General features: G+C 49.1%; 23 protein-coding genes. 19 read left to right on the forward strand and 4 right to left on the reverse strand.

What is annotated here, in order from left to right; genetic code table 11:
• Positions 1-119 precede the first annotated feature (119 nt).
• The 8 genes from MHI43_RS12580 (at position 120) to MHI43_RS12615 (ending at position 10,563) form a co-directional block, all read left to right on the forward strand.
• Positions 120-974: an ABC transporter permease subunit gene (locus tag MHI43_RS12580; protein WP_144374314.1), complete on the forward strand. Its 855-nt coding sequence runs from the start codon at positions 120-122 to the stop codon at positions 972-974.
• A 2-nt stretch (positions 975-976) separates the two neighbouring features.
• Entirely contained in the window at positions 977-1,846 is an 870-nt protein-coding gene (locus MHI43_RS12585; protein WP_015734730.1) for a carbohydrate ABC transporter permease, read from the forward strand.
• 64 nt (positions 1,847-1,910) lie between these two features.
• Positions 1,911-3,446 carry an extracellular solute-binding protein gene (locus tag MHI43_RS12590; protein ID WP_036665345.1) on the forward strand — a complete coding sequence of 512 codons (1,536 nt, stop codon included), beginning with the start codon at positions 1,911-1,913 and terminating at the stop codon, positions 3,444-3,446.
• 74 nt (positions 3,447-3,520) lie between these two features.
• Entirely contained in the window at positions 3,521-5,356 is a 1,836-nt protein-coding gene (locus MHI43_RS12595; protein WP_015734732.1) for a sensor histidine kinase, read from the forward strand.
• Positions 5,353-6,954 carry a response regulator gene (locus MHI43_RS12600; RefSeq protein WP_015734733.1) on the forward strand — a complete coding sequence of 534 codons (1,602 nt, stop codon included), beginning with the start codon at positions 5,353-5,355 and terminating at the stop codon, positions 6,952-6,954. Before MHI43_RS12595 ends, MHI43_RS12600 begins: the two co-directional genes overlap by 4 nt.
• A gap of 393 nt (positions 6,955-7,347) precedes the next feature.
• Positions 7,348-8,694, forward strand: a complete 1,347-nt coding sequence (locus MHI43_RS12605) for an extracellular solute-binding protein (RefSeq protein ID WP_015734734.1) — start codon at positions 7,348-7,350, stop codon at positions 8,692-8,694.
• Between the two features lie 117 nt (positions 8,695-8,811).
• Positions 8,812-9,669, forward strand: a complete 858-nt coding sequence (locus MHI43_RS12610) for a sugar ABC transporter permease (protein ID WP_009589479.1) — start codon at positions 8,812-8,814, stop codon at positions 9,667-9,669.
• Positions 9,670-9,690: 21 nt separating this feature from the next.
• Positions 9,691-10,563 (forward strand): carbohydrate ABC transporter permease, encoded by an 873-nt coding sequence (locus MHI43_RS12615; protein ID WP_009589480.1) that lies wholly within the window; start codon positions 9,691-9,693, stop codon positions 10,561-10,563.
• A 120-nt stretch (positions 10,564-10,683) separates the two neighbouring features.
• On the opposite strand, the gene MHI43_RS12620 is transcribed toward MHI43_RS12615, so the two are convergent.
• The gene (locus tag MHI43_RS12620) at positions 10,684-11,622 is read right to left on the reverse strand and encodes an NAD(P)-binding domain-containing protein (protein WP_015734735.1); all 939 of its coding nucleotides are present in this window, start codon (positions 11,620-11,622) and stop codon (positions 10,684-10,686) included.
• A 285-nt stretch (positions 11,623-11,907) separates the two neighbouring features.
• Here MHI43_RS12620 and MHI43_RS12625 point away from each other — a divergent pair, with 285 nt between their 5' ends.
• Together MHI43_RS12625 and MHI43_RS12630 are read left to right on the forward strand one after the other, a co-directional pair.
• Positions 11,908-12,342 (forward strand): MarR family transcriptional regulator, encoded by a 435-nt coding sequence (locus MHI43_RS12625; RefSeq protein ID WP_015734736.1) that lies wholly within the window; start codon positions 11,908-11,910, stop codon positions 12,340-12,342.
• A 55-nt stretch (positions 12,343-12,397) separates the two neighbouring features.
• Complete coding sequence (locus MHI43_RS12630; RefSeq protein WP_015734737.1) at positions 12,398-13,033, forward strand: NAD(P)-dependent oxidoreductase; 636 nt, start codon at positions 12,398-12,400, stop codon at positions 13,031-13,033.
• Between the two features lie 343 nt (positions 13,034-13,376).
• On the opposite strand, the gene MHI43_RS12635 is transcribed toward MHI43_RS12630, so the two are convergent.
• On the reverse strand, positions 13,377-13,838 hold the full coding sequence (locus tag MHI43_RS12635; protein WP_015734738.1) for an Hsp20/alpha crystallin family protein: 462 nt from the start codon (positions 13,836-13,838) through the stop codon (positions 13,377-13,379).
• A gap of 141 nt (positions 13,839-13,979) precedes the next feature.
• On the opposite strand from MHI43_RS12635, the gene MHI43_RS12640 reads away from it, so the two are divergent.
• From MHI43_RS12640 to MHI43_RS12660, 5 genes are read left to right on the forward strand one after another with little or no spacing between them, the layout of a single operon-like run.
• A complete protein-coding gene (locus MHI43_RS12640; RefSeq protein WP_235201895.1) occupies positions 13,980-14,180 on the forward strand; it encodes a spore germination protein in 201 nt (66 codons plus the stop codon).
• 18 nt (positions 14,181-14,198) lie between these two features.
• The gene (locus MHI43_RS12645; RefSeq protein WP_015734739.1) at positions 14,199-14,426 is read left to right on the forward strand and encodes a spore germination protein GerPB; all 228 of its coding nucleotides are present in this window, start codon (positions 14,199-14,201) and stop codon (positions 14,424-14,426) included.
• A gap of 47 nt (positions 14,427-14,473) precedes the next feature.
• Positions 14,474-15,091, forward strand: coding sequence for a spore germination protein GerPC (locus tag MHI43_RS12650; protein ID WP_036665341.1), 618 nt, complete (start codon positions 14,474-14,476; stop codon positions 15,089-15,091).
• A complete protein-coding gene (locus tag MHI43_RS12655; protein WP_015734741.1) occupies positions 15,069-15,254 on the forward strand; it encodes a hypothetical protein in 186 nt (61 codons plus the stop codon). Before MHI43_RS12650 ends, MHI43_RS12655 begins: the two co-directional genes overlap by 23 nt.
• Complete coding sequence (locus MHI43_RS12660; RefSeq protein WP_015734742.1) at positions 15,251-15,670, forward strand: spore germination protein GerPE; 420 nt, start codon at positions 15,251-15,253, stop codon at positions 15,668-15,670. The genes MHI43_RS12655 and MHI43_RS12660 overlap by 4 nt, the downstream gene beginning before the upstream one ends.
• A 58-nt stretch (positions 15,671-15,728) precedes the next feature.
• On the opposite strand, the gene tlp is transcribed toward MHI43_RS12660, so the two are convergent.
• Complete coding sequence (gene tlp, locus MHI43_RS12665) at positions 15,729-15,956, reverse strand: small acid-soluble spore protein Tlp (RefSeq protein WP_009589405.1); 228 nt, start codon at positions 15,954-15,956, stop codon at positions 15,729-15,731.
• 222 nt (positions 15,957-16,178) lie between these two features.
• Between tlp and MHI43_RS12670 the strand changes: the two genes are divergently transcribed.
• The 4 genes from MHI43_RS12670 (at position 16,179) to MHI43_RS12685 (ending at position 19,317) form a co-directional block, all read left to right on the forward strand.
• The gene (locus MHI43_RS12670) at positions 16,179-17,477 is read left to right on the forward strand and encodes a YCF48-related protein (RefSeq protein WP_015734743.1); all 1,299 of its coding nucleotides are present in this window, start codon (positions 16,179-16,181) and stop codon (positions 17,475-17,477) included.
• Between the two features lie 207 nt (positions 17,478-17,684).
• Positions 17,685-17,867, forward strand: coding sequence for a hypothetical protein (locus MHI43_RS12675; protein WP_036665338.1), 183 nt, complete (start codon positions 17,685-17,687; stop codon positions 17,865-17,867).
• Between the two features lie 218 nt (positions 17,868-18,085).
• Positions 18,086-18,502: a DUF2500 domain-containing protein gene (locus tag MHI43_RS12680; RefSeq protein WP_015734745.1), complete on the forward strand. Its 417-nt coding sequence runs from the start codon at positions 18,086-18,088 to the stop codon at positions 18,500-18,502.
• A 65-nt stretch (positions 18,503-18,567) separates the two neighbouring features.
• Positions 18,568-19,317 carry a glucose 1-dehydrogenase gene (locus MHI43_RS12685; RefSeq protein WP_036665336.1) on the forward strand — a complete coding sequence of 250 codons (750 nt, stop codon included), beginning with the start codon at positions 18,568-18,570 and terminating at the stop codon, positions 19,315-19,317.
• Positions 19,318-19,426: 109 nt separating this feature from the next.
• On the opposite strand, the gene MHI43_RS12690 is transcribed toward MHI43_RS12685, so the two are convergent.
• A complete protein-coding gene (locus tag MHI43_RS12690; RefSeq protein WP_341283284.1) occupies positions 19,427-23,830 on the reverse strand; it encodes an Ig-like domain-containing protein in 4,404 nt (1,467 codons plus the stop codon).
• Between the last annotated feature and the right edge of the window lie 55 nt (positions 23,831-23,885).

Genomic DNA, 23,885 nt, shown 5'->3' on the forward strand with positions numbered 1-23,885 from the left:
ATGCCGTGGCACAACATAAGGCTGTCACCGTGCCCAGACCGTCCGGCACCAGCACCGATACGGTCTTAAACAAAAAACGTTTCGCAAACCTCAGGCAATATTGGGATTTGTACTTGATCATGGTTCCTGGTATCGTGTATTTTCTCGTTTTTAAGTACCTTCCGATGTGGGGGATTGTGATCGCCTTTAAGGATTACAGCATATTTGCAGGATTTAATGCCAGCGAATGGGTAGGACTCGACCACTTTGTACGGCTGTTTCATGATACCCAATTCTATCAGGTGTTCTGGAACACGGTCATTATCAGTTTATATAAGCTGATCTGGGGTTTCCCGGGTCCCATCATCCTAGCACTTCTGCTCAATGAGATCCGTAGCATGTTTTATAAGCGGACGATCCAAACGCTTGCTTACTTGCCGCACTTTCTGTCTTGGATCATTTTAGGCGGTATATTGGTAAACGTCCTGTCTCCCGCCACGGGCGCAGTCAATGAAATCATGAAATGGCTTGGATTTGAACCCGTGTTTTTCTTAGCGGATCCGGCTTGGTTTCGATCGGTGCTGGTCATCAGCGATATTTGGAAGGAGGTCGGTTGGGGGGCCATCATCTATCTTGCGGCTCTCGCGGGCATTGACCAGCAGCAGTATGAGGCAGCCGTCATGGACGGTGCAGGGAAGTGGAAGCAGCTATGGCATGTAACCCTTCCATCCATTAAAGGGACGATCATCGTGCTGTTCCTGCTTAGGCTTGGCAGCATCCTTGATGTGGGGTTTGAACAAATATTCGTTCTGTATAACTCGCTCGTATATGATGTTGCCGACGTGATTGAGACCTATGTGTACCGGATTGGTATCGGTCAGTCCGAGTTCAGTTATTCGACTGCGGTTGGATTGCTTAAATCCGCCATCAGTCTGGTGCTGGTCGTTATCGTCAACAAAGCCGTTAAAAGAACGGGTCAAGAAGGGATCTACTGATTATGAAAATGTCAAAGGGAGAAAAATGGTTCAGCGGCATCAATCACTTTGCGCTTGCCTGTTTTGGGCTTTTGGCTTTGGCGCCCTTCATTCACATTCTGGCCCAGTCGTTCAGCAGCTACCGGGCGATTGTATCCGGCGAAGTCTCCTTCCTGCCGGTAGAATGGACGACGGAAGCTTACGTGAAGGTGTTCAATGATCCGGGGTTCGTTCAATCTTTTCTCGTCAGCGTGCAGCGGACGGTTGTGGGAACCCTCATCAGCGTAGTCATGACCATGCTGCTTGCGTACCCTCTATCAAGATATTACATTAAAGGCCGCGGTCCTATCATGTTCCTTATTGTCTTTACCATGCTGTTCAGCGGCGGGATGATCCCGACATACCTGGTAATCAAGGAGCTGCATCTGATGAACACCTTCTGGGCCTACGTCATTCCGGGTGCCGTTAACGCATTTCATGTGGTCATCATGAAAAACTTCTTTCAGTCCATCCCGAATGAACTGGAGGAATCCGCAAGAATCGACGGTTCGTCCAATCTCGGGATTTTATTTCGCATCGTAGTACCGCTGTCCATGCCGGTGATTGCCACGATCGCCTTGTTTAATGCGGTCGGACAATGGAATTCCTTCTTCGATGCGGTTATGTACGTTACCGATTCTTCCTTAAAGCCGCTGCAAATCTATTTGCGGGAGCTTGTGATGTCGGGGCAATCGAACATTAACACGACGGATAGCCTGGAACGGCAGCTCCTGGCGGTGGAGTCGCTGAAAGCCGCAGCATTGATAGCGAGCACATTGCCAATATTGCTCGTATATCCGTTCCTTCAGAAATATTTTGTGAAGGGAATTATGATCGGCTCGGTCAAGGGGTAATAGGACATATTGTTCTTGTATCCGTTTACATTTCGTAATATTTTTATATAAAGGGGCTGAAAGTATGAAATTGCGAAACATGTTGTCAGGATTGGTGATCTCCGCTATAGCGGCCGGTTTGCTCAGTGGATGCGGAGGCGGGAAGGAGGCTTCCGGCAGTCCCGATTCAGGAGAGGTCGGCAAAAGGCAGACCATCAATATTGTGCAGCCTAACTTTGGTCGAAAATTTTTGGACGGTATGAACGAGAACAACAACCCCTATCAAAAATACGTCAATGATAGCGTCAATATCGACGTGCATGTGGTATACCCGCCCTCCGACGGCTATCAGGACAAGCTGAATGTGATGATGTCATCCGGCGACGATATAGACATGGTATTTACGCAGGATGCTTCCTGGTTCATTAACATGGTAAACCAAAAGGCGCTGCAGCCGCTGAATGATGCTATCGAGGCATCAGGTCCCGATCTGAAGAAGTCGGTTCCACAGGAAGCATGGGACTCCGTTACGGTGGACGGTAATATCTACGCGGTGCCAGCGGTCAATTATATTCTCGGTAACGATTTGATGTATGTGCGTAAAGATTGGCTTGACAATCTGGGGCTGCAGCCGCCGAAGACGCTGGATGAATATGTGAATGTGATGCGTCAATTTGCTCAAAATGATCCCGACGGTAACGGCAAGGATGACACGGTCGGCTTGTTGATGGGGGAAAATCTCATCCGATCGGCGCCATTCTTCGGCTCATTCGGTGTACCGTTCAATGGTGCGTCTGCGGTCAATCAATGGGTGATGAGAGACGGCAAGCTGGTGAATGCCACCATTCTGCCAGAAACGAAGGAAGCTCTCCAGTTCCTGGCGGACCTCTATAAAGAACAGCTGATTGATCCGGAATGGGCGCTGAACAAGAACAACAACATCGAAGAGAAAGTAGCCAGCGGCAAAGCCGGCCTGTTCTCGGCAACCTGGTTTGATACGCGAGGGCCGATCCTGACAAATAAGACAAACGATCCGAAGGCGGAATGGATTCCTCTTGACTATCCGGTGGGCCAGGACGGGAAGTCCGGCGTCCTTGCCTCCAGTATGGTGATGGGCTACAGCATCGTGCCTGCAAAGAGCAAGAAGGCGAATGAAGTCATCAAAATGTTCAATTTTGCCAATGGTGAAGGCCATGAGCCGATCAAACTCGGCTTGCCTGAGCACAACATATCGAAGAGGGAAAACGGCAAGCTGGTCATGGACTTTGAGGAACACAACAAGCACGTTTACCGCAACAACATTTTGGACTATGCCGCCCCATGGGATCAGGAGCTTGACTATCAGCGGCTTGATGCGCTCGGTCCTGAATTCAAGCTTAAGGATAACGTGACGCGGATCAGCAGCAACCTGATCCAGAACGAATACAACGGACCCCCGACGCCAAGCATGGGCAAGAACGGGGTGCAATTGACCAAGCTGATGCAGGAGACGTTTACGAAGATCATCATGGGCACTGTGCCGGTCGAAGCATTCGATCAATACGTGCTGCAGTGGCAGAGCCAGGGTGGTGAATCCATCACCGCTGAGGTGAACGAGAATTATGCAAAGATGAACAAATAAGCTGAATAACAAAGTGAAGGGGCTTCCTCTAGAGGCGCCTTCACTTTGATTTATGTAGACAAGGATGATGCTGAATGATCAGAACATGGAAAAACCGTTTCAGACAATCGATTCAGCTACGGCTTACCGGTTATTTTATTCTGATCCTTATCCCCCTCGTTGTGATATCCACCTTTTCGAATCATCGCTCGCGCACGATTCTAAAAAATCAGATTGGCGTTCGTACGCAAAGCGCCATGCAATCCGTCGTCCATTATGTGGACCTTACGATGCAGGGGGTGTATGAGCTGACCACGGTCCTTGCGAACAATTATGATATTAACCGCAGATTCGAATACGCCGGTAAAGTGCTCACGCCGCAGTCGATTTTGGATTTCCAGTGGATTGATCAGCAAATCTCCGCTATCTCCTCTGTTAACCGGATGGCTCCGAAGGCGTCCCTATTTCATTATGATTCCGGCATATTATTGTCAACCACCGGATATCAAAAAGAACAGAATCCGGAGCAGCTGGAATGGGTCAAGCAGGCCATCGAAGCCGATGGGAAAATCACGTTATTCTTCCCGGAAGAGAACCGGTACAATGCGAACCATATGATAGACCCGATCTATAACGAGAACGTCATGGTGGTTATGAGGCGGATGAGTTTGCTCAATCCTGAGCGGAACAAAAACATCGTTATCCTGCCGCTAAGCAAGGATTATTTTGTGAGCCAATTGAGGCGTTTGCTTCCAAGCAGCCGGGCAGAGGCTTTTCTGTTTACCCAGGACGGGAAATTAATAGCTACGACGGCAAGCAGCACCGCGACTCCTCCCTCCTGGCCGGACGAAGGCAAGGATCTGATCGCAGGCCATCTCCCGGGCTACCCTGAGCGAATGCTTATGGTTCGGGTAACCTCACAGGACTCGGGCTGGAAACTCGTCATGGTACAGCCCGAGAAGGATATTTTGCAGGAATCGCATACGTTGCAAGGGTGGACGTACTTGATCATCGCCGTAAGCGTGTTGATATCGTTATGGATATCGTGGATCGTTTACAGCGGCATATCCAAACCGATGAAGAAGATGGTAGCCGCGATGAAGGAAATGAGGAGGGGGCAGCTCGATACCCAGATCATCCATCGAAGGGAGGATGAGTTCGGGTATGTCATGGATACGTTCAATCATCTGGCCAGTGCGCAGCGGCACCTGATCGAAGATGTGTATGAGAAGCAGATTTTACTGACGAAGACAGAGTTTAAATTGCTGCAGTCGCAGATCAATCCTCATTTTCTGTACAATACGCTGGATTCGATCTATTCGGCAGCGGTATTAAGCGACGCCGACGATGTGGGAGAGATGGTCATCAATTTGTCCAAGTTTTTGAGATACAGCCTGGGTAAGGGAAAGGAACACTACACGGTCTCGGAGACGTTTAACCATCTGACCTATTATATTAAAGTGCAGCAGAGACGATTTGATTTTGAAGTCACTTATCGGATGGGAGAAGGTACGGAAGATATCCTGCTGCTTAAATTGCTGCTGCAGCCGTTAGTGGAGAATGCGATTTTGCATGGGCTTGAGCGCAAACACGGCGGCCGGGCACTCGAAATTTCTGCAGTGAACGACGGGGAATGGTTCGTTGTGGAAGTAAAGGATAATGGTGTTGGAATGGCTCCGGATCGTCTGCAGTATATTCAACAGCAGCTGGATGGAATCTCCATGATGAATTTGGATCTCTCAGCGGGAAGGGACCGGATGGACGCGGAATTATACGGTTTGAGAAACGTGAAATCAAGGCTGAAACTGCACTACGGGGAGAAGGCAGATCTAGTGATTGATAGCGATGAACTGGAAGGAACGCGTATTCGATTGTATATACCACGGGTTGAATGCGGAAGTATCCGGTACATGGAGGGGGACGGGGCATGAATTTAATGATCGTGGAAGATGAGATCGGTATCCGGGCAAGAATGGCGGGAACCATCCCCTGGGAAGAGAACGGCATCGACGTGGTTGCTCTTGCGGAGAATGGGAGTGAAGCGCTTCAAATGATGGAACGTACCCGCCCGGATATCATTGTGCTGGACATTCGGATGCCGGAAATGGATGGACTCACATTGGCGAAGCGGATTCATGAGTCCAACGAAATGGTGAAAATGATCATCCTCAGCGGTTATGAACATTTTGAATATGCGCGTTCTGCCATGGAGTCCGGCGTACTCAAATATCTGATTAAGCCTGCAAGCAATGAGGAGATCCTGCAGGCCGTTCTGGAAGCGTCAGCTATCCTGAAAAGCGAGTTGGAGAAGCGGCATAACTATGAGATGTTGGTCTCGAAATGGAAGAATCATCTGCCGAGACTGCAGGAAACTTTTTATAATAATTGCATTTCCGGTGCCTTTGCCGATTGGGAATATGAAAGCCGAAGCAAGGAATTGTTGATTCCGTTTGAAGCGGAACGACGATTATCCGTTGTTGTCTTGGAGCCGGATCCATTGATTGACGGGGGGAGATTTCGGGCAGAGGACACGCCCTTGCTTCAATTTTCACTGCGAAGCATTGCGTTTGACGTGATATCAGGCATGGATTCCGAATTATTTCAGGATGCGAAGGGCTCTACGGTCATTATTTTTCATAGCAGGCCGGAGGAGGTCCCAGGTGAATTCCAGCTTCGTGTCAGCTTTACCACAACCAAAGTGTTGTCCATGTTAAAAGAGTGTCTGAAAGTGACAGCAAGTGCGGGAATCAGCAGTACCGCGACCGGACTGCGGCATCTTCCCATGTTATATGCTCAGGCTCAGCATGCACTTCGGAAAAGAGTCGTATATGGACATGACCTTGCAATACCTTATGCGGATGAACTGGGGGAAGATGATTCGGCGAATTTAACGATTGCTTCTGATGAAAGAGCACTTGAAACAGGAATCGAGCTTGGAGATATTCAAAAAGCGGAAGCGGCGCTTGATCGATTGTTGGAGAAGGTGTTCGGGCATGCTTCCGCGGTAGAGGAGGTACAGGAGAAGCTGCTTTATCTCATGCATGGTTTGCTTCGCGTCATTCGCGAACAACAGTGGAACCTGCGCCAGATGGTGGGGGAGGATGCCGTTTATTTTTACAGTGTGCTGAACCTTCATTCAAGGGAACAAATTCAGCAAACCCTGCACCGGATCGTACGTAAGATTACGACCCATTCGCAAAAGCGCCCTCAGCAAAGCGGACATAAATTGATTCAGCGTCTGCTCGTCCTTGTCGATGAGGAAATCGGTCAGGACTTAAGCCTGAATTTGTTCGCGGATCGGTTATATGTAAACAAGTCCTATTTAAGCCGACTATTCAAGCATGAAGTTGGTGAGTCGTTCTCCCAATATGTGCTTAAACGCAAGATGACGCTGGCCAAGCAATTCATCCAGGAGGGGGGACAGGTTGGACATGCTGCGAGACAAGTAGGGTACATCAATAGCGGTTTTTTTTCAAAGGTATTTCAGAAGTATTGGGGGGTTCTGCCGAGTGAGATTAAGCAGAGTTAGAGATCAGATTCACTCACCCAAGAATAGTTGAATGAGGGGATTCACGTGTAGGGCCAACCGTTAAGAAGGGGTTGGTCTTTTTTTGCTGTGCTATGAAAGAAGTCAATAAGGAAGTCATAAGTTCATAATATTTCATTACATGAAAAATTCATAATAGAAAAATTCATCACCCATCCTTACTTAACATCTCTTAGTTTTAGCATAACCTCTTCGTTACCTAGCACATTCCTACTCTAAAAAGGGAGGTATGAAGCGGAAAAAAGTCAATATGGAAATATTTCCCCCTGCTAAAGATGAATGTCCCCCTTTGAAAGCAATAGGGCTTGGAATAAAATTCTGGTAGACAGCAAGTGTTTGCATCAGGTTCTGAAAACATACTTAGGGGGATTAGAAATGAAAAGGACTTCCATGTTACTCATGAGTGTCATGCTGCTGCTCTCCATGTTCCTCGCAGCCTGCGGAAACAGCGGTGGCACCAACACTCCTGCCGCTGAAGGAGATGCGCCGAAGACGGAAACAACTCCGCCGGCGGAAGAGAAAAAGGATGAAGCCGCTCCGGTTTCGCTTCGCGTGTTCTCGACCTTTGGAGGAACTGACGCAGCTCGCGAAGCCTTCCAGGCCGCGTTGGATGAATTCACGAAAGAGCATCCAAACGTAAAGATTGATAACGACACCATGTCAGCAAATGATGACGGTTTCAGAACGAAAGTCAACACCGATATGAACAGCGGCAACGAGCCAGACCTGTTGTTCTACTTCATCGGGGCTGACGCAGAAGGGTTCGTCAATGCCGGCAAAGTCGTGCCGCTGAACGAAATTCTCGACGCTGACGCTGACTGGAAGAACGGATTCATTCCTGATGCGCTTGAGCTTGCGAAGCAGAAAGACGGCAACATTTACGCTGCACCATTGACCGGTTTCTACGAAGGCTTGTTCGTTAACAAAAAAATCTTCGAAGAAAACGGTCTGGAGCTCCCAACCGATTGGGCGAAGCTGACCACAGCCGTTAAGGCATTGTCCGCAAAAGGCATTATTCCTTTGTCCGTACCGTTTGACCAATCGCACTACCTGATCGAGCATACCATTTTGTCTGCGGCTGGTCCTGAAGGACAAAATAAAGGCCTGCTCGATGGCATCGATCCAAACTGGGAAAAAGCTTATGCCGCTATGAAAGAATTGTATGATCTTGGCGCATTCCCTAAAGATGCCGCAACGATCGACCTGAGTATGTCCGGCAACTATTACAGCGAAGGCCTGGCAGCCATGACCATCGAAGGATCCTGGGCCATCGGCGGCTGGAGCGACGATACTCGCGACAATTCCACGGTTGTGCCATTCCCGACGGTTCCTGGCGGCGTTGGCAGCGGCAATGATATCGTAGGCGGCTTCGGTTCCGGCTTCTACCTCTCTAAAGCCACTTATGACGATGCAGCCAAAAAAGAAGCAGCCATCGCATTGCTGAAACACCTGACTTCCCCGGCGTCCATTCAAAAAATAGCTTCGGCTAACGGCGGCACACCGGCTGCTGACGTTGAAGTGACCGGATTGCCGCAAGTAGCACTCGACGGTTTCGCTATGGCAGCAAAAGCAGCCTCCATCAGCGCACCGGTTGACAGTAAAGTTTCGCAAGAAACGTTCGGTAACCTTCGCGCCAGCGTTCAGCCTGTAGTGGAAGGCAAGAAAACTCCTACTCAAGCGATCGAAGAAGCGAAGAAAACCGAGGATGCCAACAAAAAATAGTTGTTATCAGAAACGGTAGAAATAAAAGTGACGTACGCCGCCCCTCTGCTTTCATTCGGGCGGCGTAGTCATTTCGGCATGGACGATGAAGAAAAATAAACATCAAGGGTGATTAATATGAAGGGTGATCGCAAGTACATTGTGCTGTTTTTATTACCCGCAGCGGCCATCATGACAATCTTTCTATATTATCCGTTCTTCAAGAGTTTGTATCTCAGCTTTTATCGCACAAGCGGCTTTTTCGACAAAAAGTTTGTGGGCTGGGCAAACTATGAGAGACTCGTTACGGATAAGCTGCTTGGCGCTGCAACGCTGCACACGCTGGAAATTATGCTCTATGTTATCGTGTTCCAGGTGGGAATTGCGCTAGTGCTGGCCGTCCTGGTAGATAACATATCCAAGCTGAAAGGGTTCTATCGAACCGTATTCTTCTTCCCGGTGGTTATATCCGGTACGGCTATTTCTTTGTTGTTTGTGCTCTTCTACAACTACAACTTCGGTTTGCTGAACAACTTGCTGGCGAATTTCAACATCGAGAAGGTATTGTGGCTGGATGCGAAAAATGCGCTTAAAGCGGTATCGATCCCAACGGTATGGCATTATGTGGGCTTTTATTTCGTTCTGTTCTTGACCGCCATGTCCAAAATACCTTCGGATTATTATGAAGCCGCAAAATTGGAAGGAATCACGGGCCTCAAAAAAACAACGATGCTTACAATTCCGCTTATCATGAGTGACATCAAGGTCGTCATTACCCTTGCCATTACGGGTACGTTGAAGGTGTTCGAGTTCATCTGGGTCATCACGAGCGGCCAGAACGGAACCGAGGTGCTGGGGACGTACATGTACAAAAAGGCCATGGTGGACCAGAACTTTGGTTACGGATCGGCGGTTGCGATATACATGGTGGTCTTTGGCGTGCTGCTTGCGTTGATAGCCAACCGTTTGTTGAAAAGAGACGAGATTACATACTAAGCATTATAGGGGTGTACTGTTATGGAGCCAACCATCGTCGTTGAACACAAAACTCAGCGCGTTAGGAAGCGTCGGTTTAGTCTAGGCACCACGTTGATGTACGTGATTTTGACAGCGTGGTCCTTAACGACCATCTATCCGTTATTCTGGATCGTGAACAACTCGTTCAAAGTATCCCGCGATGTGATGAATAATTCCTTTGGCATCGCCTGGGAACCGGTATTTGTTAACTATCAGAACGCATTTGACCGCATTAATATCGGAAGAAGTTATATCAATAGTTTGGTGATGTCCTTCAGCACCGTATTCTTGGTATTATTGCTTGGAGGATTAGCTGCTTACGTATTGTCCAGGTTCAACTTTCGAGGAAAGCGAACCATTTATTCCATTTTGTATGCGACGCTGCTGATTCCTGCGTTTGCAACCGTGGTTCCGGTCTATGAGCTGCTTATCAAAACCAGTCTGGTCAATACATACTGGGGTTTGATTTTTCCGCAAACGGCAGGCAATCTGACGTTTGCGACCTTGGTTATTGCCGGTTACATGGCAACCATTCCGAAAGAACTTGAAGAAGCGGCATTCATGGACGGCTGCAACCGATGGCAGATGTTTGTGAAAATCTTCGTTCCGATCTCTCAGCCCGTATTCGCGTCGGCAAGCATCTTCGTGTTTATGTGGTCGTATAATGATTTGTTCTCGGCATTGATCTTTGTGAACAAAGAGAATGTTCGTCCAATCGTTGCCTTGCTCAATGAGATCAGCTCGCAATACGGAACGGACTTTGGTCTGATGGCGACGGCAGTATCATTGACGGTTATTCCGGTTCTGATTGTATATCTGTTTATCTCGAAATATATCCAGAAAGGTCTGACCGAGGGAGCCGTCAAAGGTTAAGGAAACGGCGAACTCAACGAATAGGCAAGTCAAGAGGGGACATGAAGTCGCCTGTTTGACTTGCCTATTCGTTGTTAGGTTTCATACGAGTATTAAACTGCAGCGAGCGTGATCGGTCAATTATGGCGAGGTGAGATTATACTCGATCAAGCGGGAGAAGCCGTTTTCTCCATGGCCGGCATGGATTGCTTTTTCGGCAATTGCTTTTGCTGCGATTAAGACGCTGCTATCAATTCCATGATGTTCGGCAGCGTGGATGATATGCTCCATACTCGTTACATTCGAGATTAGGTTGGAACTGTCCCCAGGGTAAACGCCCCGATCCGCATCATGCGCCATATAGGTCATGATATCCGGCATAATGCGAATGATATTGTGCGCATAAGGGGCGATGTCTTTCGCAGCGATGTTCTCCGCCCGTGCAATGGCCAGCGCGTGCACATAACCGCTCATGGCTGTCCAGAACACATCTAGCAGCGCCACGTCATATGCCGCTGCACGACCCGGATCCTCGCCCAGGAACGAAGCGGTTCCGCCCAGGCTGGCGAGTATACGATGATGGCTGCGATAAACGTCTTCGGGCCCGCTGTACAAAATGACGGCCGAAGGCTCCCCAATCGTAGGTATCGGCGTCATTATGGCGCCATCGATGTAGTCAATTCCGTTGTGGTAAGCCCATTCCGCCATTTCCCGCGCACGTTCAGGTACGTCGGCTGTCAGGTTTATAAGCGTTTTTCCTTTCAATGCACTTGTCTCAGAAGACAGAACGGCGTTCACCGCATCATAGTTGAGCACGCAGATGATAATAAGCTGACTGGCAAACACCGCATCCTTAACGGACGGAGCTAGCACGGCACCTTGCTTTACCAGCGAGTCAGCCTTTGCCGATGTCCGGTTCCACACCGTTGTGGAATGGCCGCTCCTGATCAATGCACCGGCCAGGGCTTGCCCCATGGGTCCAAGCCCCAGCACCGTTACGGCGGTTTGGCTGCCGTTTGCCGGCGTTTGCCGAGTTTCAGTTTCGAGCATTTGTTCTTGATGTTGTTTCGATGGTTTCATTGTATACCTCCTTAAGGATTAGCTTCGAATACAGTGTAGACCTTGACACTAATGACAAGGTCAACGATTTTTTACTACCCTTGAGGAGGGAATAATATTTCAACATATGAAAAATTCATAAAAGTACTAGTAACACGTTCTACCATCAGTGGAGCATGCTTACGGCTGAACCCGAACTTATTGACAAACGAAAGAGGAAAAAGCATTGAAACTAACTAAAATAAAGTTGTTGACAATAACATAGTTAAATGTTAATTTGTATATACAAATGAGAGGTGGCTGGATATGAACATCGATGATTCCATTTTAAGCTCGTGCCTGTTTTTTACGTCAAATCGGTTTGCACGATCCATGACCAAGATGGCGGAGGATGCATTTGCAAAAGCCGGCTTATCCCCAACGTACTCCTATGTGCTGGTGGTGATCCATCAATATCCCGGAATTACGCACAAAGAGCTTAGCGATAAATTGTCGATTGCTCCATCCACAAGCACCCGATTCATTGATAAGCTGGAGGAGAAACTTCTGGTAAAGCGCAAATCCGAATGGAAGGAAACGCATATTTTCTTGACGGACGAGGGGATGGCGTTATACCGGGAGCTGAACCAATATTTTGAAAAGTTATACGGAGAGTATGTTTCCCTCTTGGGGAAGGAGCATAGCGAACAGTTAGCGAAACTTCTCCATGAATCCAGCGAATTGCTGAAAAGGGGAATGTAGCCTCTGTCTTTTTCACCACTCATTTGTACATACAATTGATAAGGAGAGATTCGAAATGCAGATTGGTATTATCGGTGCGACAGGGAAAGCGGGAAATCTGATTCTCAAGGAGGCACAAGCACGCGGTCATGAAGTAACGGCGATCGTGCGTAATGCATCCAAAATCTCCGATTCCAGCATAAACATTTTGGAGAAGAACGTGCTGGATCTGACCAGCGCCGATCTTCAGCGGTTCGACGTTGTCGTGAATGCATTTGGCGCGGCGCCTGGGCAGGAGACTCAATATGTGGAAGTAGGCCGGGTGCTGATACAAGCACTAAAAGGCACGGATACCAGACTGTTTGTTGTCGGAGGAGCCGGCAGCTTGTTTGTGGACGAAGCCAAAACGCTTCGACTTTTAGAAACGCCCGATTTTCCGAAGGAATATTATCCGACGGCATTCCATGCCGGCGAGAATTTGAAGGACCTGGAACAAACTTCGGATGTAAAATGGACGTATCTTAGTCCGGCAGCGTTCTTTAATCCGGAAGGTCGGCGAACAGGGAGTTATCAGGAGGGCAAAGATCAAGTCATTGGTAACGCCAGCGGTAAAAGCTACGTCAGCTATGCCGATTACGTCATCGCGGTGCTCGATGAGCTTGAGCAGCCTAAACATCTCAACGAGCGCTATACGGTCGTTTCCGAGGCTTAACACGCCCGGACATGCGGCCTTCATATAGATCTTTGAATAAGCTGGTTTCTTAACTGAAATCAGCTTATTTCTTTTTGATTATGTTATTTCAATATATGAAAAATTCACAATAGAAAACACCTCAAGCGATATCTAGCTACATCCTCTTAAATACAGCCCAACCACTTACAAAGCAGCCATGATAAAGGTTTAAACAAGGAAAAACTCCCATTACTATATCGCAATTCAGTCATCAATAAGTATTAGATAAGATGAGTCAAAACAACCTGCAAACAACGGATATTGCATGCAAGTTGTTTTGAACGGTGCTTCTGTTGGCTGTCCTTGTTGTTATCCGTCTGATTCACAAGAAACGAATATTGATATCGCGCAGGCGGCCGGGAGACATTTTCGGCATCTTAATTTGAAGCGTAGGCTGTCTAAAGGTCGCAACGGATTGCGCAGGCAGTATGGGGACGGGTAAAGATATGGTTTGGTGTTGTTCTTTTGGCAAGCCGTTGATTTTGATCTGCGTCCGGTTCAGCTGAATCCATAAATTTTCGGGATGGATGCGTTTAGGCACATAACATTTCACGATCAGAAAGTTATGAGTATCTAACGTTTCATAGCGAAGCGAATGCGGGTCGGGAAGAATTTCATTTCCGGCAGTCGCTTTTCGTATCGTATCCTTTACATAATCCTCAATGATCGTCGGATCCAGCTGATAATCTTCATTGAGATGATTCAGATCCTTAAATGGAAAGGAATTGTTGTTAAAGAAAGAGTCCTGTGTCAACCAGTCCGGCTTTTTGGATCTTGAGCTCACGATAATCCCTCCTACGTTCTTTGTTCCAGTGTATGGGCGAAGGAATGTTATAGTGACATCTGGGCATCCGACCACATAGAATAAATCCAAGCGGACGATTTTGAACAAAGAGGTGGAATTGTGGTTTCAATTATCGGCAATATGAAAATCGTAAACGTGGGCCCCAGTTCTACGGTACTAGTTGGAAATACAGGAGTAATCGATTTAAACAGCACGACAAAAGCTTATTCCGGCGCCAACTCGTTCACCACCGGAGACAGTATTGGTACGAATATAACTAATAACCAAGCCAACAGCACGAATACATTCGATCCAGACCTTATTGATTCGCCTAATGCTTAATTAAGGTTGTGAGCCCCAGTGAATCTAACGATACATCAATGCATTAATATACAGCAGCTTCGGGTTGACGCGGTGACCAATTCCTCGGTGCTTCAGATTGGAACCGCAGGTGAGATCCGCGCATTATCCAATATATATAACACGGGCGGTTTTACGGGCCCTGCTCCGGAGTTCGAGCCTCCGAATAATATGGCCCCCCTGGTTCCGTTACCTGCGCCGATTGAAGATCTATATCGGCCAGAATGAGGCTCATATCATACGCATACAATCATTAGGGAGCGGGGGGAGATGCTATGTATCAATACCATATCCAGCAATTGTTCCATTGCCTTCAATCCCAGACGGAGCAGCTTAACAGAATGGAACAAATGCTAAAGGAAATAAGTAATGAAATAAATCAATTACAGCAGGGCAATCAAAAGTCGACGGATCACGTCGAATATAATTTTGATTTATTGAAAATCGAAAAATTGGAAGGAACCTTAAACATTGGACTGACGCCCTCAGATGGGAAGTCTCTGGGGGATATCACCGTCAATGGCCAGCCGGCAGAACAATTACAGGCGGTAGCTGCCGGAAGGGATCTTTACTCAAACATACATCAGCAGGTATCAAGCCACTTGGAACATGCCGTGCCGGCGCGACTCGAGCAAATGAATCCCCAGTCCAATCACGAACTTGGAGATCAATATGCTGCGGTGATGATAGAAGATATCCGAAAACAACTCGGAGATCGCATCAACGTTTACTTACAGCAATACCACTCGAACAGTACCGCGATAAATCCAGGTGATGTTGAGCAAATGATCGCTAATCAAATGAAAAAAGAAATCGATACGGCAGTCGAGCATCATCTTCATAATTTGCAACATGGAAAGAGGAATACGAATGAAAATGACGGTCATCAATAAAGAGCTCCGGGTTGGTTCGATCCGTATTACGGCGATCTCCAGCTCATCCGTGCTGTTGATCGGAGATACCCGGGTTATTAATAGCAGTTCCATCTACGACACTCCTTCCGAATCCCTGCAGATCACCCCGCTCGTTCCGTTATCACCGGCTACCGCACCATGAAGCGCCATGTACTCGTTGATAACGTATATATCATCAATATCTCTAATAGTTCGGCATGCATCTGCGGCGAATCGGGACATATCGATGCCTATACCCGAGCATTGGCGATTCAACGTCAAGTTCCGGTTTTTTTTGAGGACGAAGGCAATTATGAGGACTATCCGATTTTTTCGAGATCCATACCTGCATGGCAGCTTCCGTCAGAAGTAGACTTAGACGTTATACATGACCATAAAACGATTCATGTGGGATGCCTGGACGTGATATCGACAGCATCTGCATCGGTTGTGCAGGTAGGTTCGAACGATACGATGGAATTGGAATCAAGGGTGAAGGCGATCAGGCACTTTATTACGGATGCGTCCCAAGAATTAAAGGATTATAAAGGCGTCATTGTCAGAAAGAGCCCACGCTAGTGCGGCAAAAAACAGGAGGAGCTTCATAAGCTCCTCCTGTTTTTTTGCGGTCTGAAGATTATTCTCCTTGCTGGTGGGCAGCCTCGTCTTTAATCTCTTCCCGGAAGCCGGAAATACTCTTTTCGCGACGAGCATTGCGGTCTTGAATCTGTTCTTTCTCGCTTGCGGGGATCTCATCCCCGAACTCCTGAAGATAATCTTCTGCCTCGCGGAAGTTCTCGATCGTGTTTTGGACGGCCTGCTGCAGATGTTCGACATTGTCTTCGCGATTATCAGGTTTAGCCATGAAAGTTCACCTCCTTGTATGTAATGATCTTGCTCATTCGCACACCTCAAAAGTCTTCCATAATCGAAACATCCTTATGCATCTGAGAATGACGCTATCAAAAAAGCTACAGTATTGTAAATTTTGCAAGCTGGTTCTTTACATTTCCGTAGGATGTAATATGTTATAATGTCGAAAAAGCAGACTTGCCGGCATGACATCGAATAAGAGGAGGAAGAATTCTTGATATCTAGACGTTTTATATTCTGGCTCGGTATGCTGATGATGATTGTATTCATGTTAGCAGCCTGTACCTCAGAACCGATAAAACAACAACAGCAAACTTCTACTGTAGAAGACCCTCCTGAATCAATTGAAGATGAAGAAGAAGGTCAGACCATCACACTAGTAACGCCGGATACGGCCATGAAAGCACCTGAGGAAAAAAGCAAATATCAGATACATACACGGTTGACGGATTTCCATCTGCTCAATGAGTCAACGGGGATTGCTTGGGGGATCACGAACACAGAACTGCGTCTCTATCAGACCGAAGATTACGGTGAGACCTGGGTCGATATCTCTCCATCATCCAATGTCCAATTCGTTGATAAGCTGGAGTATGGGAAAGACATCGTGTTCACGGATAAAAATCATGGTTGGATTATACGAAACAAACAGAGATCGGCCGAAACGATCCTGCTCAATACGACCGACGGGGGCGGCAGCTGGAAGCTCTCTTCGCTTCCGGAGACGGGAGTCGTTACGGCAATGTCGTTCGTTTCATCCCAGCAGGGATGGATTATGGCGAAAGGCGATCTCTCCCGGGGATCGGAAGAGAAGTCGCTGTTTCACACCAGCAATAATGGCGGAGTATGGGATGAGATTATGCAGAATACGGAGTATCCGACATCCCGAATTCCGGGAAGCGTCATTCCGCGAACCGGATCCGTCATCGGATTAACGTTCACGGATTCGCTTGTCGGGTTTGCGACCATCCGTGAAATGCAATCTTCCAAGTTGTATATAACACGTGACGGAGGACAGAAGTGGAAGTCTTCCGGCCAAGTATTCAAAAGCAAGCTGCTGGATGCGTGCGGTTCCGTTTTTGCCGGGACTCCCAAGTATCTGGGCAAAGGTGGAAGCGGAAGCGAGATTTATATACCGGTTACCTGCGTAAAGGAAGATCAGGCGAACTATTTGGGTTACTTTACGGCCGATACGGGGAAGTCATGGAATTTGGTGTCGTTCCCCATGACGGGAAATAGCGGGAAGGGGACCATCCAGCCTGTCTTCCGTCGTCTGCATGACGGATGGAGAATGGTGAACGGCATCGTCTATCATACGAGCGATATGGGCAAGACCTGGACACCATTCCCTAGAAGCAAGCTGTTGTCCGATAATCTTGCAAAATATCCGAATGTGGTCAAATTGCAATTCACATCGTCGGATGTCGGCTGGATGCTGATTGAAACGACGGACAAAAACCGATCGCGCCTGATGAAAAGCAGTGACGGCGGCGTAACCTGGCAGGGGTTGTAATACCGACTAATAACCTACAAGCAGGAACTGATCCGCCAATCTAAAACTCTCTCGATGACGAAGGCTTTATCGGCTAAAACCAACGGTTCCGATAAAGCCTTTATAAACATATTATATTGTGAAATTAATCACAAATAAAATTCAACCTGTATGCTACTATAAAGATGTAATCAGGTACGTCAAAATGTTTGGAAGGGGACGATCCTTATGCATACCGATCAAATGACGATAAATTTCCTTCGCTTGTGCTATCATTGCGATGATGCATGTTTATGTCAGACGGAGGAGCAATGTCTGGCTTGCTGGAACGAGCAAGACATGGCACCGCAGGACCATGAAATGACGGGACAAGAAGAAACGATGAAGTGGATGAGATTGGCTTACGATTAAGCGGGTATGAACAAGATGAAGACAATGAATGGATCAGGGCGTTATAAGGTTTCGTGAAGAAGCTGATGACTGGCAAAGTGCCGGCATCAGCTTTTTTTGACGCTCCCAGAAAGGGACAAGTTCTTTAAAATTTCAATCAAACTTTCCATGATGCATGAGTTAAATTGTCCGACATAAAGCATATACATATTTCAAGACAAGGTGGAGGGGGGAGCCGTATGGGATCGGGGTCAGATTGGATGTTCGATTTTTTCGGCAGCGTTATGCCCGTGTTTTTCATCGTCGTCATCGGGATCATTTTGCTGTCGGCCGGTAAGGGAATCCTGCAATGGAGTCAGAATAACCGACAGCCTTTGCTATCGGTCGATTCCAAAATTGTGAGCAAGCGAACGGAAGTGAAACATACACAGCAGACGGATGATACGATGTCGAGCCGTACTCGTACCACCTATTATCTGACATTCGAAGTGGAGAGCGGAGATCGCATGGAATTTGCCGTAAACGGCGAGGAATTCGGCATGTGCGCGGAAGGGGACGAGGGACTGCTTCGTTTTCAGGGAACCCGGTACTACGGATTCGTCAGGCACCCCAGAGCGCATCTTCATGTGGTCCGGGGTTATGAACAACCTAAATAAGAGGCTGGTTCATTTTATGACGCCTTCTCCTGTGGTATATAATGTAGGAGAAGGAGGAGCTGCCTATGAAATTTCAGGATAAAACGGTGGTGATAACGGGCGCTGCGAACGGGATAGGCCGCGGATTGGCTGAGGCTTATGCGGTTAGCGGAGCTCGAGTGATAGTAAGCGACGTTCATGAAGAGCAGGGCAATCTGGCGGCAAACACCTTGAAGGATCAAGGATTTCATGCCGTCTTCATCCCCTGCGATGTGAGGAAGGAAGAAGAGATTAAACGCCTGATGAAACAAGCGGCCCAATATGGGGGCACCATCGATATCTTAATAAACAACGCAGGGGTCTCCCGATGGAAATCACCATATGAGCTTACGGTGGGAGAATGGGACGACGTAATCAACACGAACGCCAGAAGCTGTTTTTTGGCTACCCGCGAGGCTGCCGCATATATGAAAAAGAGTGGGAATGGCGGGGCTGTCGTCAATATATCCTCCACGCGTTCCATCATGTCCGAGCCGAATTCGGAAGCTTATGCGGCTTCCAAGGGAGCCATCGTTGCGTTGAGTCATGCCATGGCCGTTAGTCTGGGGCCCGATGGAATTCGGGTGAATTGCATAAGTCCGGGCTGGATTGAAACCGGGGATTATGAAGAGCTTCGATCCGAGGACCATAAGCAGCACCCTGCGGGTCGGGTCGGAATTCCGGCCGATATCGCCAAAGCCTGCTTTTATTTTACCGATCCGGAGAATGACTTTGTAACAGGGTCCCATCTGGTGGTGGACGGCGGCATGACCCGCAAAATGATATATGAACCTTAACTTGTTGCGGATAAAATAAAAAAGGATCGTCTCCTCGGGGACGATCCTTTCCTGATTATAACCCGTATTCGCAAAACAGTGGCGAATATCCCAATATAGCCGCTTGGACTTAACGGACGGTTATAGCCATGGAATCCGTCTTGCCGCTCGTCCGGTCGGTTACGCTGACAACGGCAATTCCGCTTTGATTCGCGCGGGCAACTCCCTGTGCGTTAACGGAGATGATATGGGGGTTGCTGCTGCGATAGCTGAGTTTGTCGAGGGATTCCTTGCGGCCATCGGGGTGAAGAAGTTCAGCCCGAAACTGCTGCGTTGTCTTGGAAGTCATTAGATCCTTGCCCAGCAGCCGGAGAAAAGGCTGATTTCCATCGAATGCGGCCGTGGCATGGAGCGTTTCAACGAATCCGTAACGTTGGTCCTTAACCGAGATCGCAGCGCTTCCCGGAGATATCGCCTTCATCCGTCCGGTTGAACTCACTTGAATGATATCCGGAGCATCGGATGTGTACGTCAGCTCTTCCGCCTGTTCACGCATCCCGCCCGGAAAGCCGTACCAGGCTTCGATCTGTCCCGATTCGCCCAGTTTGAGCTCATCTGAAGCTTCCACGCGCATCACGATCGGGGCTAGCGGGTACACGCCGACTTCGGTGAAGCTATTCCACGGGTTGGCATTATTTCCTTTGCCCAGTATCCGAATGTATCGGGCTGTCGTTTGCTCCACAAGAAAAGTTTCAGGCTGCACAGTCGTGCCGGAAGTCAGCCCATTCTCGTAGATGGTCGACCATTCTTCGCCATCGACGGAGGCAAGAACATCAAACCGGTTTTTACGGGTATCCCCTAAATATATGGCCAGCGAAACAGCGCCCACTGGCTTCGGCTCACCCAGGTCAAGCTGTACGTATTCCGTACCCGGCGCGGACCAGCGAGTGCTCAGGTTGCCGTCGACGGTATGTTCCGGAATGTTCGCCGATTCGGGAACGGCGCTCGCGGTAACATGCCGTACCTGGTATTTTAGATGGTTCGGCGGTTCGCCTATGGCCGGATTCCGGGTGAATTTGATGGTATATCTATTGCTCAGATTCGGTTGAGCGTCGTTCTGAATGACGATGGTTGCCGTACCCGGAATCGTATCTGCCTGATCAATGGCCACGGCATGATCCGCTTCGGCCGTCATCACAGGCGGAGAGGGAGCATCAAACGGAAGTCCGACTTCATAATACGTGACTTCTGGACGAAACCCATGGAGCGGCATTCCGTCCATTAATAAACGGTTAGCCATAGGTCGGGCTGCCGGTTCGGGCAGATCGCCGTCAGGTATGGTCCATTCCAGCAGGGGAGTAAACCCCGTCTCCGCTGGAGGTATCGGATCGTTTGCGTATAAAGGAACCATGCGAACGGACAACCGGACATTCTGGACGTGCTCCAGGTGTATGGTCAGCTTGCGCATGCCTTCGTTGCTGGATTGGCCATCCGGATTCGGGGAGGTGGCCAGCGGCGCTGCATCCATGACGGAGAACCGGGCACCGGCCGGTCCTTCGACCAGCTCAACATACAGCCGCTTATCCTGTTGTGAAAGAATGGCGGCGCGTCCATTCGCAACAATCTCCACGTCCGCTCCGGTGTGCATGAACCAATACAGCTCTGAAGGAAGCTTCAGTTTCATCTCATCCTGGACGACCAGCTCGCGTCTATCGGCAGAGAGTTTCATTCCTCTTAACATCTCGCCTGCGTCTTTCCGGTACAGGTCGGTCATATTCAGAATCGTATAGGCTCCTCTTGGCTTCGATTCCTTTTTTATCGTAACGGCTGTGCCGTAAGGCTCTTGCTGAACAATCGGATTCTGGACGGGATTGATGACGATGGTATTATGTCCCTCGGTTTTTTTGCGGTAATACGTCCAGCGATTATAATTGTAATCCCAGAAGCCGGGCAAGCTGTAGGATTCGTTCCCCAGATCGGATGCCCACCTTACGCCCAGCGCGTCAAAAACGAAGGTACCGCCATCCAGATCGTTATGGCTTCGCATCGTTTCGTTAACGCCTTTCATGGAAGCAAACAAGGCATAGGGATCATCCCATGCGCTCCGCATGGAGGCCGATTCAATGCCGGTGAAGAAACGATCCAGCTCCGTCGGAACCGTTTCAAACATGCCAGGCTCGTAAAACACCAGATAGAGAGGGTGGAAGTAGCCCTTGCGCTCATACAGATCGCCAATAAACCAGGCGTATTCAGGTTTGTTGAAGAACGAGGCGAACCATAAGGATTCATACATGTTGTAGCTGACGCCGCCATCATAAAAATTGAACACGCCGCCTTCGCCTAGCAAATGATACGGATATGCGCCCGATGCCTCGTATCCCGGCAGCAGGGATAGCCCAAAATCGGTACCCAGGCTTTTATTCAAGCCTTGAATATACATGGCCAAGTATTGGCCTCCATAATGCCAATAAGCAGGACCTTCCGGCCAAGAACCGTCCTCGGTATAGTGACGAAGCGCATATTGCAGCTTCTGAAACGTGCTCTGGATGACTTCCAGCGCCTGATCCTCGGTCTCAGGCTCATCCGCAACGGTTAACGCAAGCAGGCCAAGGCCTCCGTTGTCGACCAGGTTAATGTTATTGTGCTCCCCGTTATGGCGGAATTCCCCCCGGTACCAATCGAGCGCGACAGCAAGCGCATGATCTCGAATCGCCGCATTCAATTGGGCTCGCTGAGCTTCATTCAAATCGTCGTATATCCAATCGTAGGCCAGCGCAACGGCAAAAGACAATTCGGACAAGGCAAGGATGTTATTGGTTCTGCCGCCCCAATCGGGGTAGTGCGTCATCGCCTCCAGTTCCTGCCACGCACGTTCGGCATAACGGGATTCGCCGGTCAAGCGATACATGAGCGCGGTCGGAATCAAGCGGTCGCGTAGCATGTAGGCATTGCCGCCATTAGGTTGGTAGGTTAGCGGCGAAGTTCCAAGGACGGGGTCCGCTTGATTTCTCAAGAGTTGCATCCACTCCGTCAAATAACGATCTCCGCTTGCCAGCAATTGCTTGGAGCGGTTCAAATCGTCCGTGGATGCGAGAAGGCGCGGATGGGAACGGGCGGATGAGGCATGACCGTGTAGCGATTCCGAAATTCGATCTGCCGTCGGCCCGACAAAGACCAGCATATCGCTTTCCGTACGTCGGCCACGTCCATCTTCAGCCGATATGCGAAAACGGTCGTACCCCAGATAGTTTTCATTGGGAGCATATCGATAAGTACCCTCGGCATCCACTTGAACCGTGCCCTGTGCCGGCGGTGCTTCAAGTTTCCATGCGATCGGATCTCCATCCGGATCCTCCGCTTTCGTGAACTGGCCGGAAAGGGAAGTATTCATCGTCGTATAACCCCATTCCAAATCCAACAGGGGAGCAGCATTCACAGGAGTAACGTGGATCGTGCCCTGGCCGAATTTGGCGCCGCCCGTATCAGCCTGCAGGGCAGCAAACTGGAAGCGGTCCGTACCGCTAAAGCCGCTGTCGGGATAGTAGGTAAAGCTGTCGTTCTCCTTTACGGTAATCATGCCGTGCGCAGGCTGGGAGATGAGGAGATACGTATGGTCGGCACCGCTGCTGTCGCGCGCGGACAACTGCCCGAGCAAAGCTTGGCCTTGAGCCGTTTCGCCTTCGTAATCGTCCACCAGCAAGGTGTCCGGCGCATTGACGCTGACCGCCATTGAGGCGGTATGAGCACCGTCATAAGTCGCTGCCGTTACGGTTGCAAGTCCTGTGGAAAGGCCGGTTACGTCGCCTTGATCCGTCACTTCCACGACTTCCGGCTTGGACGCAGACCACTGCAGCTGAGGGGGAGGTGACGAACCTGGCTCATAACGGACGGAAGGTGTTATGGTCTCTCCCGTATTCAGATAGGCCACATCCGGTTCGATCGCGATGGATTGAAGCGGCTCCTCAACCAACACATCGTCGAACCAAGCTTTGCCCGTTCCGGTTTCCAGAAAGAGCTCAACGGTCAATAGGGGCGGTGAGGCTGCATTATCCGGAACGGTGAACAGCTTCTCCATATATGTCCAGTCTTGGGTGCCCTTGAGCGTTCCGACATGAACCAGCACATTGCTGGTGCCGGTTCGCTTCATTTGATATCGGATGAGCGCGGCATTGCTGACGGATTCCGTTTTGACCCAGCCGCTGATCCGATACGTTTTCCCGACCTCTACCGGGATGGACTGGGTTATGGCTGCCCGGCTGGACGTTCCTGCGGGACCTTCGATGCTGACCGATTGTTTCCCGGATTTGAATATTCCCGAATCTACTCCCAATATGGGCGAGCCTGTTGGAAGCCACTGTCCCCAATTTGCCGGCTTGATTCCGCCTGACCAACTGGACCCCGCCTCCGTTGCCTCAAAACCGCTGTTCACAAGCAAACCCTCCTGTACCTGATCTCGTTCGCTCTCTGCCCATGCCAATGGGGGCGGCAAAAAGCCATGAAGCCCCGTAATCAGCATGAGTACAATCAGAGCCATTCGTTTCACATCCATTCCCTCCCGACTGTTATCGATTTCCGGCCATGAAACCGGA

This window comes from Paenibacillus sp. FSL H8-0457, assembly GCF_038051935.1.
Classification (GTDB): domain Bacteria; phylum Bacillota; class Bacilli; order Paenibacillales; family Paenibacillaceae; genus Paenibacillus_AQ; species Paenibacillus_AQ lautus_A.